A 16339-nucleotide genomic window follows, 5' to 3' on the forward strand; every position below is an offset into this window, starting at 1 on the left:
GACAGAAACAAGAGACCCGCCTGATGGCGGGTCTCTTGTTTTAGGAGGGCAGAAAAGGAGAAGGCTCAGGCCAGCGCCAACCGGTAGCGACGCGCCACCTCAGGCCAGTCGACCACCTTGTAGAAGGCGGCGATGTAGTCGGGGCGCTTGTTCTGGTACTTGAGGTAGTAGGCGTGTTCCCACACGTCCAGCCCCAGGATGGGTACCTGGCCCTGCATCAGGGGGCTGTCCTGGTTGGCGCTGCTCTCCACCCGCAACTTGCCCTCCTTGTCCACCACCAGCCAGGCCCAGCCGCTGCCGAAGCGGCTCAGCGCCGCCTGGGTGAAGGCCTGCTTGAAGGCATCCAGCCCCCCCAGCTCCCGCGTTATCGCCTCGGCCAGCTCGCCACCGGGCTCGCCGCCCCCCTGCGGGCTCATCACCTGCCAGAACAGGCTGTGGTTGGCGTGGCCGCCACCATGGTTGCGCACCGCCCCCTGCACCTTGGCCGGCAGGCTGTCGAAGCTCAGCAGCAGCTCGTCCACCGGCAGGGCCGCGAATGCGGGCGCCCCTTCCAGGGCGAGGTTGAGGTTGGTGATGTAGGTCTGATGGTGACGGCTGTGATGGATCTCCATGGTCAGCGCATCGATATGAGGCTCAAGCGCATCGTAGGCATAGGGGAGGGCAGGCAGGGTATGGCTCATGTTCGTTTCTCTCTTCTTGGGATCAATGCAGTCGGGAGGCTGGCTCGGCCTGACACAGGCATTGGCCGAGGCAGCGTTGAATGCCGCCGTGGCTGCCGTGCCGACGCACGAAGGCGAGCAGCTCGGTATGGGTGTTGCGGCTGTGACGCAGGGCGGAGGCCCGCAGCGGCACCGGACAGGCGGGGGACTGGCTGGTGGCCAGCAGGCAGTCGTGGATGTGGCACAGCAGGTCGGCGGCCCGGTCCGGCAGCGTCATGGCCACCAGCAGATCCGCTAGGTTGTGGTGCGCCACCACCAGGGCGGCCACGGCTTCGTCCGCGTCGTGCCAGCCGGCGAACTGCTGACGGGCCAGCCACAGCGCCTGCTGGTAATGGTCGAGCGCCCTGGCATGCTCACCGGCATCGAAATGGCGATTGCCGCGGAGCGTCTGCTGCTTCCAGTGCGCCATGCTGTCGTCCCCGTCGGTGGCACCGACCCATCCTTTCACCCAACTTAGCGTCATGGCTTCAACACTTAAATGATAATAATTATTATTTAACTTATTTGACTGACGAACACAAGCGCCGGTTCGCGTGCCCGCCTCTGCCCATATGGGTAGGGTTTTTCCGCAATACCCGGTTTAGTGATCCCTTCCACAGATAGATTCGAGTGTGGCTACCATGCTCATAGGACTGGCATGAGGCCGGTGGCTGTCGGATAGGCAGCCCGTTTTCACAAGGATGATGAAGATGAAGAGATGGCTATTGGTGCTGCTGTGCGCCCTGCCCATGCTGGGCCAGGCGGCAGGTTATACCCAGACCCGTTACCCCATAGTGCTGGTGCACGGGCTGTTTGGCTTCGACAAGTTGCTCGGGGTCGATTACTTCTACGGGATCCCCCAGGCGCTGACCCGGGACGGTGCCCGCGTCTACGTGGCGCAGGTCTCCGCCACCCAGAGCTCGGAGCTGCGCGGCGAACAGCTGCTCAAACAGGTGCAGCAGGTGCTCGCCATCACCGGGGCCGACAAGGTGAACCTCATAGGTCACTCCCACGGCGGCCCCACCATCCGCTACGTCGCCTCGGTCGCCCCCGAGCTGGTCGCCTCCGCCACCAGCGTGGGGGGCGTCAACCATGGCTCCGCGATTGCGGATCTGGTCCGTGCCAAGGTTCAGTCGGGCTCGGTAGCCGAGCAGCTGGCGCTGGCCGCCGCCTCGGCGCTGTCCGGCGTCATCTCGCTGCTCTCCGGTGGCAGCGATCTGCCGCAGGATCCCCTCGCCGCCCTCGATGCCCTGACCAGCGCCGGCGCCGAGCGCTTCAACCAGCGCTACCCGGAGGGGCTGCCCAGCCAGCATTGTGGCGAGGGGCCGCTGCGCGCCGCCAACGGCGTCTATTACTTCTCCTGGAGCGGGCGCGGCAACATGACCAACATCCTGGATCCGGTGGATCCGGCGCTGGCGCTGACCGGCACCTTCTTCGGCGAGCCCAACGACGGCCTGGTCGGGGTCTGCAGCAGCCACCTCGGCAAGGTGATAGGCACCGGCTACCGGATGAACCATCTGGACGAGGTGAACCAGTCGTTCGGCATCCACCACCTGTTTGAGACAGATCCGCTCACCCTCTATCGCCAGCACGCCAACCGCCTGCAGAGGCTGGGACTATGAGCAGGCTTTTGCTCATAGCCGTGCCCCTGGGGGCCGCCCTGCTGCTGGGGGGTGCCCTGTTCTGGCCAGCGCCAGCACCCAGCCTGACGGCGGCCCCCGAGCGGGGGGCGCTGCGCCACCAGCTGGCCCAGCGCCTGGAGCAGGGCGAGGCGGACGAGCAGGATCCGCTGCTGACCCGCTATCGGGCCTTCCTGGCGGCGGAGGGCAGCCTGAGGGTGCCGACGGATCCTGGCCTCGCCAGCCTGCAGCTGCTGTTCGACCAACGCGAGCAGCTGCGCCAACAGCGCTTCACCCCGGCCGAGCAGGAGCAGCTGTTCGCCGAGGATCGGCTGATGGAGCAGTGGACCCTGCGCCGCAAGGCGCTGGCGGAGGCGAACGAGGCAGACAGACAGGGGCTGGCCACCGAGCTGGAGCTCTGGCTGGCGGAGCAGCCCCAGTGGTTTCGGGAGGCCGAGACCAACGGCCGGCTGCTCGGCGAGCTGCAGAGCCTGGATCGGCTGGCGCCCGCCGAGCGCGACGCCGCGCTGCTGGAGCAGCTGGGGCCGGAGGCGGTGGATCGCCTGCACCAGCTGGCGCAGAACCAGCAAGGATTCGAGCAGCAGCTGACGGGCTATCTGGCCGAGCTAGAGCCCCTGCCCCCCTTCGAGTGGGCCGAGCAGCAGCAGGCGCTCCTGGCACGCTGGTTTCAGCCTGAGCAGTGGCGACGAGTCGAGGCGCTGACCCGGCTGCGGCTCGGGGAGCAGCCATAAATGACGAGGGGGCCTGCTGGCCCCCTCGTCTATCCTCGATACCGTTATAGCGGCTTGTTGGCCCCCGGCATGGGCTGCCAGGTGAGGCGGGTCACCTGCGTGCCCTGCACCTCGCACTTGAGGCAGAGATCCTGCCAGCCCTTGTCCTGGCGCAGGGAGACCTCTCCCTCCATGCCACGCTCGCTCAACTTGATCTTCTCCGGCTCGGCGATCACCTTGTCACCCTTGGCCAGCACCATCAGCTTGCCGTTGCAGAGCCACTGGCTCAGCTCCTTGCCCTTCAGCTTGGTGCCCTTGGCGGCCTGCTGCTCCGCCGGACTGGCGGCAAACAGCTGGCTCAGCTCGGCGGCCCGCTTGGTGAGCCAGGCCTCGCGCTGCTGCATGCTCATCTTGCTGACGAACTCGGCCGGCTGGCCCTTGTCGTCCAGCCACTGGGTGAGCACACCCTGGTCATCGAAGGCGAACTGGGCGGCCGGCTCCTTCACCCCGAACAGCTTGCCCCCCTTGAAGTAGTAGCGGCTCTCGCCCTCCAGCTTGCCCTGCTCGTTCATGATAGGCACGGCGATGATGACGGGGACGCCGTCGATCCAGGCCTTGATATCCACCCCGTCATGACTGAACAGGCGGGTGTCGAGGGCACTCTGTGCCCCCTTTTCCATCAGGGTAAACTGCTCGGCCAGGGTGGCGGCCAGCGAAGGTAGGGAACAGAGTCCCAGGGTCAGAGCGATCAGGGTATTGCGCATAAATGTCCTGTGATGGGCCCGCGGGCCAGGATTAACTCTCTACCAACCAGGCCCGCAGCCCCTCCCGGTGCGTCTCACTCAGGGGACGGGATTGGCGGGTCCGGTAGTCAAAATGGATCAGGGTCGTCTCGGCGGTGACGGCCAGCTCGCCGCCCTGCCAGGCCTCCTGCCAGGCCGTGAAGGAGCTGGTGCCGATGCGGCGCACTCCGGTCTTGATCGATACCTGCTGACCGTAAAACAGCTCCCGTTTGAACTGCACCGCATAGCCCGCGATGATCAGATGCCAGTCATGCACATCCAGCTCGGGAGAGAAGAGACGGAACAGGGGATCCCTGGCCGACTCGAACCAGACCGCCGGCACCGTGTTGTTGATGTGGCCGAGGGCATCGGTTTCTTGAAAACGGGGTTGGATCTGCATTTCCAGCATGGATATCGACTCCTTGTCGTTGGACCGCGCACAGGCTAGCGCGGTCGCCCTCACGACTCAAGCGTCCCTGCATCCGGGTGGGAGCCGGCTCCGGTTTCCTCCTGCTCTCCCCCCTGTACGGGTTTTAGCCAGGCACTGCGAAAATCGAACCAACCGAGCGCCGTCATGCGCACCCCGTGCACCCCGACCCGGCTCTCCAGCTCCAGCCAGTGATGGAACAGCGGCACGAACCAGCCCTGGCGCTGCACTTGTGCCAGCAGGGCGCGCGGCCCCGGCTCGGCGCCGCCGGCACGCCACTGCGTCAATCCCTGCCACAACCCCGGCTGGCGACCCCATACCCGCTGCAGCAGCGGCGTGCCCAGCAACCAGGCATAGGGGGCGAACGCCTGCTCGTGCTCGAGGTTGAGAGTGCCGAGCCAGAGATCCACGTCCTCATCCTCCCCGCTCACCCAGCGGTCGTAATCCAGGGAGCGCACCTCCAGCCGGATGCCCTGCTCTGCCAGCAGGCTGGCCATGGCACCGGCGCACTCGTTGAACTCCAGATGCTGGTTGAAGCAGGCCAGCACCAGCCGCTCCGGCCGTTGCGCGGGGCTCGGCTGCGGCGCCGGCAGGGCCTCACGCCAGTGCGGCAGCAGGCCGAGGGCACTGGTCCAGCCCCGTTGCAGCTCGGGGGCGACCCGTGCCATCAGGGCGATAGGGTTGAGCAGGTTGGTCAGCCACTGGCGCAAGGCCGGATCCTGCAAGGGCCGGGATCTGTCGTCCTGCAGCAGGAAGTAGCAGCCGGACTCCAGCTCCGACTCGCCGCGCATGGTGCCGAGCTCAGGGCTGTCGTGGCCGAGCTGCAGGTGGCTCTCCAGCCGCTCCGCCAGCTCCGGCAGCATCCAGATGTCGATCTCGTCGAGCAGGGCGCGCAGACCGAAGTAGTCGTCGAAGGCACCCAGGCACAGCTGCAGGTGATCGTTGGCGGTCACCCGGTAGGGGCCGGTGCCCACCGGCTGCAGGGCGAAGCCCGGTTCCCCCTTGAGCTCCCGCGGCAGTATGGCCGCCACCGGCTCGGCCAGCAGATGGGGCAGCCAGGGATCCGGGCTGTCCAGGTGCAGATCCAGGGTGCGCGGCCAGGGGCTCTCCAGCCGGAGCAGATGGGCGAACAGCGGCCGCTCGCGCAACGCCAGCAGGCTCTCTATCACATCCTCCACCCCCAGCTCGCGGCCGTGGTGGAAGCGCACCGCCGGTCGCAGGTAGAAGCGCCAGTGGCAGGGGCTTAGCCGTTCCCAGTGGTGGGCCAGATCCCCCTCGATTTCCCCATTTTCCTCATTTCGTCGGGTGAGGCCGTTGAAGATCTGCCGGCTCAGGTGGATTTCGGAGCGGCGCAGCGGATCCGTGGGCAGCAGCATGGGCAGCGGACGGTAGTAGGGCACCCGCAGGATCTGGCGCCCCTCCCGGGTGGCCTGGCCGAGCTGCTCGATTAGCAGCGGGGTGAGCAGATCCAGCCGATCCTCCGCCAGCCGCACCGCCTGAGCGAGCTGGCCCTGGCTCAGCAGCGCCCGCAGCCGGCGCCGGATCAGGCTCTCCTGGCTGTCGAGCAGCAGCAGCCGGGAGCGGCGTCCCCGCCCCGCCTCGGCCGACCAGCTGAGCCAGCCCTGATCCTGCATGCGCCGCAGCAGCAGGCGGGCGTTGCGCGGGGTGCAGCACAGCAGCTCGGCGACCTCGGCGAGACTGATCTCCCGCTCCTCGTTGCCGACCTGCTGGGCGAGTCGTTGAAATTGCTGATGGAGGCGACTGGTGGGCATAAAAGAGGAAATCCTTGATAGAGAAGTCGTCAGTTTTTACTTCCGCATTTTAGCTCAATACTGTTGCCGAACATGAGAGCCACAGCACAGGAGCACCATCATGAGCCAACAAACCGCCCCCACCCCGATCCGGATCCAGCAAAGCCTGCGCCGCTACTTCCGGCGGATCCTGCCCCGCCCGCTGTCGCTGGTGGAGGATCCCATGACCCAGCTCAACCGCTTGATGCAGTGGGACATGAACCAGATCGACGACAAGGAGTATCGCCGCCGCCTCTGAGGCGGACCCGGCCAGGCCAGCAGGAGGCCGGCAAGGCCACCGCAATTGCTTTGCCGGATCTGGCGGTTTACATCGCATCAGGGCCTGTTAGATTGGACATCTATCCATCCGAGACCGCGACGAGCGACATCCAACAAGGAGTGTGTGATGAAAGATGCGACCCTGGCCCTGCACCACGGCTTTTCCCACGATCCCACCACCAAGGCGGTGGCCGTGCCCATCTACCAGACCGTGGCCTACGAGTTCGACAGCGCCCAGCACGGGGCGGATCTGTTCAACCTGGCGGTGCCCGGCAACATCTACACCCGCATCATGAACCCCACCAACGACGTGCTGGAGCAGCGGATGGCCGCGCTGGAGGGGGGCATAGCCGGGCTGGTGGTCTCGGCGGGCTCCGCCGCCATCACCTACGCCATCCAGGCGCTGACCGCCGCCGGTGACAACATCGTCTCCACCCCCCAGCTCTATGGCGGCACCTATACCCTGTTCGCCCACATGCTGCCGAGCTTCGGGGTCGAGGTGCGCTTCGCCGCGGATGACAGCGCCGAGGCCATCGCCGCCCTCATCGACGACAGAACCAAGGCGGTCTACTGCGAGAGCATCGGCAACCCGGCGGGCAACATCGTCGATCTCGCCGCCTTCGCCAAGGTGGCCCACGCCCGCGGGGTGCCGCTCATCGTCGACAACACGGTCGCCACCCCTGTACTGTGCAAGCCCATCGAGCACGGCGCCGACATAGTGGTGCACAGCCTCACCAAGTATGTGGGCGGCCACGGCAACTCCCTCGGCGGGGTCATCGTCGACTCGGGCAAGTTCCCCTGGGCGGATCACGCCGCGCGCTTCCCCCAGCTCACCCAGCCCGAGCCCTCCTATCATGGGGTGGTCTATACGGAAGCCTTCGGCCCGGCGGCCTTCATCGGCCGGGTGCGCACAGTGCCGCTGCGCAACACAGGGGCGGCGCTGGCCCCCATGAACGCCTTCCTGCTGCTGCAGGGGCTGGAGACCCTGAGCCTGCGCATGGAGCGCCACGTGGACAACGCCCTGCGGGTCGCCCACCACCTCAAGCATCACCCCAAGGTGGCCTGGGTCAGCTACGCCGGCCTGCCGGGCCATCCCCACTACCCGCTGGCGGAGAAGTACATGGGTGGCCGCCCCTCGGCCATCCTCTCGTTCGGCCTGAAGGAGGGTTACGAGGCCGGCATCCGCTTCTACGATGCGCTGAAAATCTTCAAGCGGCTGGTCAACATCGGCGACGCCAAGTCCCTGGCCTGTCACCCGGCCTCCACCACCCATCGCCAGCTGAACGAGGAAGAGCAGGCCAAGGCGGGAGTCAAACCCGAGATGATCCGGCTGTCGGTGGGGATAGAGGCCATAGAGGACATACTGGCGGATCTGGACCAGGCGCTGGCGGCCTGAGTCGACCGAGCCCGGAGGGCGAGCCTGGCGCCCGCCCTCCGTTTTTTGCCTTTTTGCACGGCGGAGTGAACCGACCGGCTCGCCGGCGCGTATGACTGCCTCCTGCCATCGAATCGAGGTTCTTATGATTGTCCTGCACCACCTGAACAAGTCCCGCTCCCAACGCATCATCTGGCTGCTCGAGGAGCTGGGGCTGCCTTACGAGATCAAGGCCTACCAACGCGATGCCGCCACCTTCCTGGCGCCGCCCGAGCTCAGGGCCATCCACCCCCTCGGCAAGTCGCCGGTCATCGAGCTGGAGGGGCGGGTGCTGGCCGAATCCGGCGCCATCACCGAATACCTGATCGCCCGCCACGGCGCCGGGCAACTGGCCCCGTCCCAGGAGAGCCCCGAGTACGCCGAGTACCTGCAGTGGCTGCACTTTGCCGAGAGCTCCGGCATATTGCCGCTGCTGCTCGACATGTTCGTGCGCAAAGACGGCAGCCCGATGCGCTTCCTGCCGGGCTATGCCAAGGCGGAGTGCGCCAAGGTGCTTGGCTATCTAAATGCGGTCTTGAGCACTCGCCGCTATCTGGTGGGGGATCGCCTCTCCGGCGCCGACATCATGAACTCCTTCCTGGTGGATCTGCTGGCCCAGAGCGGGCAGCTGGCCCAGTTCCCGCACCTGCAGGCCTACTGGCAGCGGCTCAACGACCACCCGGCCCGGCAGAAGGCGGCGGCGCTGGAGCGCGAGCTGGATCGGGGCGCCTGAGCCACGGCCCACAGTCCCTCACCACAGGATGCAAAACGCCCCGATCAACGGGGCGTTTTTTGGCTCGGGCTCGACCCGAGGATCCACAGGTCTGAGGGAGGATCCTGGCCAGCCGGCCCGGATCCTCGTCGGGCAGCTTCGGACTCAGCGGGCGTGGGAGAGGATCCGCGCCACCTTGTCCGGATCTATGTCCTGCTGCTCCCCGAGCGAAGTCAGGCCGAAGCGCTTCAGGTTGGAGCAGATGGCCGGGATGCAGCGCTCGTCCAGGCCATAGTCGGCGAGGCGGGTGCCCACCCCCATCTGCTGGAAGAACTGCTCGGTGCGGATGATCGCCTCCTCGATGCGCAGCGCCTTGTCCTCCCGGCTGGAGTGCCAGACCCGCTCGGCAAACTGGGCCAGCTTCTCCTGCTTCTGGGCGGCCTGCGCGCGCAGCAGGGAGGGCAGCACCACCGCCAGGCTCTGGGCATGATCCAGCCCGTGCAGGGCGGTGAGCTGATGGCCGATGGCATGGGTGGCCCAGTCCTGGGGCACGCCGCGGCCGATGAGACCGTTGAGCGCCAGGCTGGCGGCCCACATCAGGTTGGCCCGCACCTGATAGTCGGTGGGATCGCTCAGTGCCTTGGGGCCGTTATCCACCAGCACCTGCAACAGTCCCTCCGCCAGCCGATCCTGCACCTCGCCCCCCACCGGGAAGGTGAGGTACTGCTCTATGATGTGCACGAAGGCATCCACCACCCCGTTGCCGACCTGGCGCACCGGCAGGCTGTAGGTGGTGGTGGGATCCAGCACCGCAAACTGCGGCAGCACCAGCGGATTGTAGAAGGAGAGCTTGGCCTCCCCCCGGCTCACCACGGCGGCGGGGTTGCTCTCCGAGCCGGTGGCGGGCAGGGTCAGCACGCAGCCGAGCGGCAGCGCCGCCTTGATCGGTGCCTTGTGCTGCAGTATGTCCCAGGGATCCTCCCCCTCGAAGCAGGCGGCGGCGGCCACGAACTTGGTGCCATCCACCACTGAGCCACCCCCGACCGCCAGCAGGAAATCGATGCGCTCGCGTTTCACCAGCGCCACCGCCTCCATCAGCTGATCGTATCTGGGGTTGGCACCTATGCCGGGAAACTCCAGCCACTCCCGCCCCGCCAGCGCCTCGGTCAGCTGCTCATAGACCCCATTCTGCTTGATGCTGCCACCGCCATAGAGCACCAGCAGGCGGCTGCCGCTCGGTATCAGCTCGGACAGGCTGGCGATCTGGCCCGCGCCGAAGCAGATGCGGGTGGGGTTGGCATATTGGAAGTTGTACACGGCAGAGCCCTCGGTTGAATGCATGCAGGGGAATTGTGCGCCCGCACTCCCGCGAGGTCAAAAACGGGAGCTTGTTACCAAAATGGGGTGGCGGTTGTTGCCGGCATAGGTACTCAGCTGTGACTCTGCTATGGTGGTCACCGGGCAGGGCCATAACCCCTCCCATCGTCAATCGTCATGGCGCCACCGCCGTTTCGCCATCGGGCGCCTCTCACGGGGTTCCGTTTTCTAGCCATAGGGTCTCAATCATGAAACTGAAACACGCATGGATCGCTGGTTTGTTTGCACTCGCATCCGCTACACAGGCCGCCGAGGTCATCACCAACGTGGCGATCACCCCAGGCCAGGCCCAGCTGGCGGAAGAGGTGACAGCCAAGGCCACGGTGACCGCCATCGACATGGCGACCCGCAAGGTCAGCCTGAAGAATACCGAGGGCGAGAGCTTCGATATCGTCGCCGGGGACGAGGTGACCAATCTCAAGAACGTCAAGGTGGGTGACGAGGTCGCGCTCAGATACCTGCAACTGCTGGATCTGGAGCTGCTCAAGGGCACCGCCGGGGTGAGAAAACGTGTGGTGGAGACCGAGGGAGGCAAGGCCGCCGCGGGGCAGAAACCGGCCGCCGGCGCTGGCATGCAGGTCACCATCTATGCCGACGTCATCGATCTCGACAAGCAGCAGCAGACCATCAAGGTCAAGGGCGTGGACAAGACCCTCACCCTCAGGGTGAATGATCCGGCGCAGTTCGCCCTGATCGCCAAGGGTGACCAGATCAAGGCCGTCCAGACCACGGCCGTTGGCATCGGGATCGAGCCGCAGACGAAATAACCGCTGACATCCCCTTCACTCATGCACAGGGAGGGCCCAGGCCCTCCCTTCTTCATGCAGGGCGCTCGGCGTCCATACCCTGATCGCCGCCGGGCAAGCGCTTGCCCCCCGTCACCAAAGATTGCCGTTTGAGCCATGATCCGCGGCTTATGCGCTCTGCTTCTCGCCCGTCTGCTTGCCGCTGAGGCGATCCATGGCCGCCTTGAGCATGGCGTCGCGCTGCTCGGTCAACGCCTTGGTCTGCTGCTCCCGCTGCTCGCTCGACAGCTGCTGGTTGTCGGCCACCCCCTTGAGCTGGCTCTCGAGATCGTCAAATTTCTTGCGATCGAAGCCGAGCGCCTTGTCCACCAACTGCTGCATCCCCAGGTTGTTGACGCCCCCCGTCGGGGAGGAGCCCTTGCCGCTCTTGGCCAGGTGCTCGTAGGTCAGCACCTGCTGTGCCTTGCCGGTCAGCCGCTGGCTGGAGAGGCTGACCTGCTGCTCCCAGCCGCCGCCCTGCGGGCCGTCGTCGGCGCCTAGGGTGGCCAGGGCGCGGTTGTGGGACGCACTCTGGGCGAGTTGCTGACCATAAGGTTTGATATCCATGAAGGCTCCAAGCTGTCTGCCGGCCGATCCGGCGTGCGGGGAGGGATCCCCGTCATGACCGACAAGGTGAGCAAGTTACAGGCCAACTTGCCCTCCCCACCCGGATAGCAGTATCCCCATCACCGATCTGCGGCCGCAGGAGGCCATCTCAACAGATGTCACCAATAGGGTCAGTGCTGACCAGACAAAGATCAATAATGAACACGTGATCACAAAATAAACAACCACAGAGGCATACCATGCCGGCGCACAATACAGTCAGGACGCCGTATTGTGGATGATATGTTTGCAAAACCAATAATATGCAGACCAATTCACCGGCATCTTCCCCTTGCCGCATCCGGCCTGTGGCAACCCGCATCTCATCCCTCGCCTGACTCTCACTCACCTCAACGTTCGGGCAACCTCATGAAAATACATACCTTGAGTCTCCTCTCCGCCACCCTGATCGGCCTGCTGGGTACCCGCGCCGACGCCTGTACCGGCCTCATCGTCGGCAAGGGCGCCAGCGCGGATGGCAGCATCATGATCGCCAGAAATGAGGACTTTGGCGTCAACAACTGGAACAAGTACCTGGTCTTCCGCTCCGCCCAGCAGAACGAAGGCAAACGCTGGAGACTGGGCAACGGCCTGGAGGTGCCCATGCCCAAGGCCTTCCTCGCCTACTCCGCCATCCGCGACTGGGATGCCGCCACCAGCGATCCGGCCGGCAAGTATTACGAGGAGCGTGGCATCAACGAGTTCAACGTCGCCCTCTCGGCCACCACCAGCGCCGAGGTCAACGAGCGGGCGCAGAAGGCCGATCCACTGATCGAGAAGGGGGTCATCGAGGCCATCATCCCCAGCCTGATCCTGCCCCAGGCCAGGACGGCGAAGGAGGGGGTAGAACTGCTCGGCCACTACGTGGAGACCCATGGCGCCGGCGAGGGTAACAGCCTCTATCTGGCGGATGTGAACGAGGCCTGGCTGATGGAGATAGGCTCGGGCCACCACTGGATCGCGGTGCGGGTGCCGGACGACAGCTACGCCATGGTGGCCAACGGCCTGCGCATCCACGGCGTCAATCTCGATAGCCCGGATGTGCTCCACTCCCCCAGGCTGCTGGAGTTCGTGCGAGAGCACAAGCTGCTCGACAAGGCAGATCCGAGCGATTTCAACTTCGCCAAGGCGTTCGGGGTCATCGCCGACCCCTACAACGTGGACAGGGAGTGGCTCGGCCAGCAACTGCTGACCGCCTCCCATCAGCAGCCCACCCGTCAGGCGCAGTATCCGCTGTTCATGAAGCCCGATGCCCCCATCGCCGTGCCGGATGTCACCCGCCTGCTCAGCGCCACCTACCAGGGCACCCCGCTGGAGGGCAAGGCGGATCGGCCGATCCGCATCGATCGCCAGCTGGAATCCCACATCATCCAGCTGCGCAAGGAGATGCCCAAGGAGCTGCAGGGGCTGATCTGGCAGAGCTACGGGGTGCTGGCCGAGTCGGTGATGGTGCCGCTCTACAATACCCTTGAAAGCTACCCCCTGCCCTATAGCACCGGCAGCGACAGCTACTCCGATGACTCCGCCTACTGGCAGTTCCGCAGCCTGACCGCGCTGTCCAGCACCCAGCCGGACAAATACCTGCCGCTGCTGCGCGGCGTCTGGGGCAAGCAGAGCGACAAGCTCTACAAGGAGGTGGCGGTGCTCGACCAGGCGCTCAAGCAGACCTATGCCAGCGACAAGGGGACGGCGCTGCGCCTCGCGTCGGACTACTCCTACGGTCAGCTGGAGCAGAGCTATCAGCTGGCCAAGGATCTGCGCTACAAGCTGATGACGGATCTCACCAAGCGCAGCGAGAAGAAGTACTCGGAGGCGGAGTTCAAGAAGATCATGAGCCTCTGACCGGCTCGCCAAAACAGAAGAGGCACCCTGGGGTGCCTCTTCTCATTTCGTCAAACGGGGCAATCAGCGGCGGCTGATCTGGAGCGGACCGAAGGTCTGGGCCACCGGCATGATCTCGATGCTGTTGATGTTGACGTGGGCGGGCTGCTGGCTGACCCAGAGCACTGTGCTCGCGATGTCTTCCGGCTGGATCGCCTGCACCCCCTGATAGACGGTGGCCGCCTTGGCATCGTCACCGTGGAAGCGCACGTTGGAGAACTCGGTGCCGCCGCACAGGCCTGGCTCCACGTTGGTGACGCGGATGGCGGTGCCCGCCAGATCGGCGCGCAGGTTCAGGCTGAACTGCTTCACGAACGCCTTGGTGGCGCCGTAGACGTTGCCACCCGGATAGGGGTAGGTGCCGGCGATGGAGCCGATGTTGACCACGTGGCCGCGGTTGCGCACCACCATGCCCGGCAGCAGCAAGCGGGTGAGCAGGGTCAGGCCACTGATGTTGGTGGCGATCATCTGCTCCCAGTCTTCGAGGTCCGCCTTGTGGGCGGGCTCCAGCCCGAGCGCCAGACCGGCGTTGTTGACCAGTAGATCCACCTCTTGCCAGGCGACCGGCAGGCCGTCGATGGCGGCCTGGGTCCCGGCCTTGTCCTGCACGTCGAACACCAGCGGCAGGAAGTCATCCCCCAGCTCACCGGCCAGGGCGGCCAGCCGCTCGGCACGGCGACCGGTGCCGATCACCCTGTAGCCCGCATTCACCAGCAGGCGACTGATGGCCTCCCCGAAACCGGACGAGGCGCCCGTTACCATTGCTATCATCTGAACCTCCATTGTTATCTATCTTGTTGAAACAAAAATGAATTTATTCATCCAGCCCGCGACCACCCCGGCGCCAGAGGAAGGCCAGCAGGTGCAGCAGCAGCAGGCCGCTGCCCCCCAGGGCGAACAGCAGGCCGGTGAGGGCATTGACCGAGGCATCGGCGCCGAACCACCACCAGGCCAGCCAACCCGCCAGCCCGATGACCAGGGTCTGGAGGGCGCAGGCCCGGCAGCGCCCGAGCTTGGCCCTGATGGCGGTAGCGAGGCAGTCGTCACAGCTCATGCCGGCCCCTCGATGCCGAGACCGCGCGGCTCATGCTGACCCCGAAGGCGGTGGCGAGGCAGTCGTCGCGGCTCATGCCAGCCCCTGCTCACCGGATCCCAGCGGCAGCACCAGCCGGTGCGCGTGCAGGCCTGGCCCATAGTAATCCGGCAGCCGGAGCCGGGGACGGAACCCCAGCCCCTGGTAGAGAGTCTGGGCCTCGGGGTTGGCATCGGCGACCTCGAGCCGGATGGCGCCCCAGCCTGCCTGTCGGCCCTCCTGGATCACCTGCTCCAGCATGCGGCGGGCCCAGCCCTGGCGGCGCACCGTCCAGCGGATGGCGAGGGTCTGGATCACCAGCCGATCCCAGCCCCTGTGCTCCAGCACGCTGAGATAGCCCATCAGCTGGGCCTTGTCGTCCAGCAGCAAGAGGGTACGCCCCTTGGCCTGGGTGAGCAGATAGTGCCAGCGGCTGCGGCCGAAGGCGACCTCGGGGGGAAAACAGTAGCGTTCCAGCTTAACGATGGCGCCCAAATCATCGGTTCGGGCGGCGCGCAGGGTCAACACGGGGAGTCCTTGTTCGGTTATTTATCCTCAGCACCAGAAATGCGACTTGTATCACAAGTTACCAAGGCGGCATATTAGGCACTGTAACCTCTTGTTTCCCCTCGCGCCATTGTCGTGCTTGTCGGTGCATCGAAGCCCACTGGGGATCCTGCCGTCCAGGCAGTCTGATCTGTGGAGCCGAAAATATGAGTACCTATGTCATCGTCGAGGAGCTGGGCGACTGGCCCTGCCATGCCGATTATCTGCTGACCGCCCGCACCTACCTGCAACACGGCCTGCCCACCACCGGTGGCCGCCCCCGCATCATCAACCTCTGCCGCAGCCTGGAGCACCTGAGCGCTGGCTATTACTGCTCCCTGCTGGCCCAGGCCCGCAGCCACCACTGCCTGCCCGGCCTGCAGGCCATCAGCGTGCTGCAACCCCAGCAGCCGCCGGCCAAGCTGTGGCGCAAGCTGCAGGGCTGGCTGGTCCAGCAGAGCGAGGACAGGATCCGGGTGCGCGCCATCTTCGGCCAGTGCGAGCAGAGCGAGCTGGCGGGGCTGGCCCGCTACTACTACGGCCTGAGCCAGCTGCCGCTGCAGGAGCTGACCCTCAAGCGCGGCCGCCACGGCTGGTCGGTGCGCCAGCAGCAGAGCCTGTCGCCGCTGGCACTGAGCCAGAGCGAGAAGGCGCTGATGCTGCAACACGCCCAGGCGCTGGTCGGCACCGGGGATGAGGAGCAGGCGGCGCCGCGCTACCAGCTCGCCATCCTGATGGATCCCAACGATGGCCGCGCCAGCAGCGATGCCCTGGCGCTCGAGCGCTTCATCCGGGCCGCCGCCGCTCAGGGGATCCAGGCCGAGCTGCTACCCCCCTCTGCCATCGAGCGGCTGCCGGAGTTCGATACCCTCTGGCTGCGCGCCGAGACCGCGGTCGGCCACTACACCTTCGAGTTCGCCCGCCGCGCCGAGCAGCTCAAGATGCCGGTGATCGACAGCTCCCGCGCCATCCTCGCCTGCAGCAACAAGCTCTACCTCTACGAGCTGATGGTGCGCAGCGGCGTGCCCATGCCGCCGACCATGGTGGTGACCCGCCGCGGCCGCCACCAGGTGGACGAGCTGGTGCAGCGCCTCGGCCTGCCGCTGATGGTGAAGGTCCCCGATGGCGCCCAGGGCCGGGATCTGGCCATGGCCAGCGACGAGACCCAGCTCGCCCGCCTGCTGGACGAGGGGCTGGGCCGCTCCGCCCTGCTGCTGGTGCAGAGCCGGATCCCCGCCGAGTTCGACTGGCGCATCGGCTTTCTCGACGGCTCGCCGCTGTTCGCCTGCCGCCGCTTCCGGCCGGAGCCGGGCAACCGCATCCGCCGCCGCAAGCACCCCCTCGACCTGAGCCGGATCGAGGCGCTGCCGCTGACCGAGGTGCCGGAGCGGGTGCTGCAGACCGCCCGCCGCGCCGTGCATCAGCTCGGCAACGGCCTGTTCGGGGTCGACCTGCGCCAGCAGGGTCGCGACTGCGTGCTGCTGGAAATCATCGACAATCCCTGGATACGTGGCGATATTGAAGACAGAGAGGCCAAAGATCTCTACGAGCGCCTGGCCAGGGCCTTCCGGCAACGGCTGGAGAACCGGGGGCAGAGCGCGGCAGGATAACGAGCAGGGT

18 protein-coding genes are annotated in these 16339 nt (G+C 65.9%); 8 read left to right on the plus strand and 10 right to left on the minus strand.

Translation table 11 applies throughout. From position 1 onward, the window contains the following. Window positions 1–65: 65 nt before the first annotated feature. Together AACW18_RS17945 and AACW18_RS17950 are read right to left on the minus strand one after the other, a co-directional pair. Window positions 66–680: a superoxide dismutase gene (locus tag AACW18_RS17945; protein ID WP_218389440.1), complete on the minus strand. Its 615-nt coding sequence runs from the start codon at window positions 678–680 to the stop codon at window positions 66–68. A 22-nt stretch (window positions 681–702) separates the two neighbouring features. Then, window positions 703–1128 carry a DUF2753 domain-containing protein gene (locus tag AACW18_RS17950; RefSeq protein WP_218389522.1) on the minus strand — a complete coding sequence of 142 codons (426 nt, stop codon included), beginning with the start codon at window positions 1126–1128 and terminating at the stop codon, window positions 703–705. A gap of 280 nt (window positions 1129–1408) precedes the next feature. On the opposite strand from AACW18_RS17950, the gene AACW18_RS17955 reads away from it, so the two are divergent. Together AACW18_RS17955 and AACW18_RS17960 are read left to right on the plus strand one after the other, a co-directional pair. Then, window positions 1409–2320: a lipase family alpha/beta hydrolase gene (locus tag AACW18_RS17955; RefSeq protein WP_218328678.1), complete on the plus strand. Its 912-nt coding sequence runs from the start codon at window positions 1409–1411 to the stop codon at window positions 2318–2320. Continuing rightward, window positions 2317–3069, plus strand: a complete 753-nt coding sequence (locus AACW18_RS17960) for a lipase secretion chaperone (RefSeq protein ID WP_218389441.1) — start codon at window positions 2317–2319, stop codon at window positions 3067–3069. Before AACW18_RS17955 ends, AACW18_RS17960 begins: the two co-directional genes overlap by 4 nt. A gap of 44 nt (window positions 3070–3113) precedes the next feature. Here AACW18_RS17960 and AACW18_RS17965 read toward each other — a convergent pair whose 3' ends face one another. From AACW18_RS17965 to sgrR, 3 genes are read right to left on the minus strand one after another with little or no spacing between them, the layout of a single operon-like run. Beyond that, window positions 3114–3812 carry a hypothetical protein gene (locus tag AACW18_RS17965; RefSeq protein ID WP_218389442.1) on the minus strand — a complete coding sequence of 233 codons (699 nt, stop codon included), beginning with the start codon at window positions 3810–3812 and terminating at the stop codon, window positions 3114–3116. Between the two features lie 31 nt (window positions 3813–3843). Further along, window positions 3844–4239, minus strand: a complete 396-nt coding sequence (locus AACW18_RS17970; protein ID WP_042651963.1) for an acyl-CoA thioesterase — start codon at window positions 4237–4239, stop codon at window positions 3844–3846. A gap of 50 nt (window positions 4240–4289) precedes the next feature. Next, on the minus strand, window positions 4290–6029 hold the full coding sequence (sgrR, locus tag AACW18_RS17975; protein ID WP_218389443.1) for an HTH-type transcriptional regulator SgrR: 1740 nt from the start codon (window positions 6027–6029) through the stop codon (window positions 4290–4292). Between the two features lie 100 nt (window positions 6030–6129). On the opposite strand from sgrR, the gene AACW18_RS17980 reads away from it, so the two are divergent. From AACW18_RS17980 to AACW18_RS17990, 3 genes are all read left to right on the plus strand, one after another. Beyond that, window positions 6130–6306 carry a hypothetical protein gene (locus AACW18_RS17980; protein ID WP_126623239.1) on the plus strand — a complete coding sequence of 59 codons (177 nt, stop codon included), beginning with the start codon at window positions 6130–6132 and terminating at the stop codon, window positions 6304–6306. Window positions 6307–6453: 147 nt separating this feature from the next. Further along, window positions 6454–7722 carry an O-acetylhomoserine aminocarboxypropyltransferase/cysteine synthase family protein gene (locus tag AACW18_RS17985; protein WP_218389444.1) on the plus strand — a complete coding sequence of 423 codons (1269 nt, stop codon included), beginning with the start codon at window positions 6454–6456 and terminating at the stop codon, window positions 7720–7722. Between the two features lie 124 nt (window positions 7723–7846). Continuing rightward, entirely contained in the window at window positions 7847–8473 is a 627-nt protein-coding gene (locus AACW18_RS17990) for a glutathione S-transferase family protein (protein ID WP_218389445.1), read from the plus strand. 144 nt (window positions 8474–8617) lie between these two features. On the opposite strand, the gene AACW18_RS17995 is transcribed toward AACW18_RS17990, so the two are convergent. Beyond that, on the minus strand, window positions 8618–9793 hold the full coding sequence (locus tag AACW18_RS17995; protein WP_218389446.1) for an iron-containing alcohol dehydrogenase: 1176 nt from the start codon (window positions 9791–9793) through the stop codon (window positions 8618–8620). A 254-nt stretch (window positions 9794–10047) separates the two neighbouring features. On the opposite strand from AACW18_RS17995, the gene AACW18_RS18000 reads away from it, so the two are divergent. Next, a complete protein-coding gene (locus AACW18_RS18000) occupies window positions 10048–10596 on the plus strand; it encodes a hypothetical protein (protein WP_256351938.1) in 549 nt (182 codons plus the stop codon). A gap of 147 nt (window positions 10597–10743) precedes the next feature. Here AACW18_RS18000 and AACW18_RS18005 read toward each other — a convergent pair whose 3' ends face one another. Then, window positions 10744–11181, minus strand: coding sequence for a hypothetical protein (locus AACW18_RS18005; RefSeq protein ID WP_042651958.1), 438 nt, complete (start codon window positions 11179–11181; stop codon window positions 10744–10746). Window positions 11182–11589: 408 nt separating this feature from the next. On the opposite strand from AACW18_RS18005, the gene AACW18_RS18010 reads away from it, so the two are divergent. After that, window positions 11590–13062 carry a C69 family dipeptidase gene (locus AACW18_RS18010; protein WP_218389448.1) on the plus strand — a complete coding sequence of 491 codons (1473 nt, stop codon included), beginning with the start codon at window positions 11590–11592 and terminating at the stop codon, window positions 13060–13062. Window positions 13063–13125: 63 nt separating this feature from the next. On the opposite strand, the gene AACW18_RS18015 is transcribed toward AACW18_RS18010, so the two are convergent. From AACW18_RS18015 to AACW18_RS18025, 3 genes are all read right to left on the minus strand, one after another. Then, the gene (locus tag AACW18_RS18015) at window positions 13126–13872 is read right to left on the minus strand and encodes an SDR family oxidoreductase (protein WP_042652184.1); all 747 of its coding nucleotides are present in this window, start codon (window positions 13870–13872) and stop codon (window positions 13126–13128) included. Between the two features lie 43 nt (window positions 13873–13915). Next, complete coding sequence (locus AACW18_RS18020; RefSeq protein ID WP_042651956.1) at window positions 13916–14155, minus strand: DUF3624 family protein; 240 nt, start codon at window positions 14153–14155, stop codon at window positions 13916–13918. Between the two features lie 72 nt (window positions 14156–14227). Further along, entirely contained in the window at window positions 14228–14701 is a 474-nt protein-coding gene (locus AACW18_RS18025) for a GNAT family N-acetyltransferase (RefSeq protein WP_218389449.1), read from the minus strand. A 185-nt stretch (window positions 14702–14886) separates the two neighbouring features. On the opposite strand from AACW18_RS18025, the gene AACW18_RS18030 reads away from it, so the two are divergent. After that, window positions 14887–16329 (plus strand): RimK family protein, encoded by a 1443-nt coding sequence (locus AACW18_RS18030; RefSeq protein WP_218389450.1) that lies wholly within the window; start codon window positions 14887–14889, stop codon window positions 16327–16329. Window positions 16330–16339 lie beyond the last annotated feature (10 nt).

Source organism: Aeromonas sp. sia0103, assembly GCF_963895295.1.
GTDB lineage: Bacteria > Pseudomonadota > Gammaproteobacteria > Enterobacterales > Aeromonadaceae > Aeromonas > Aeromonas encheleia.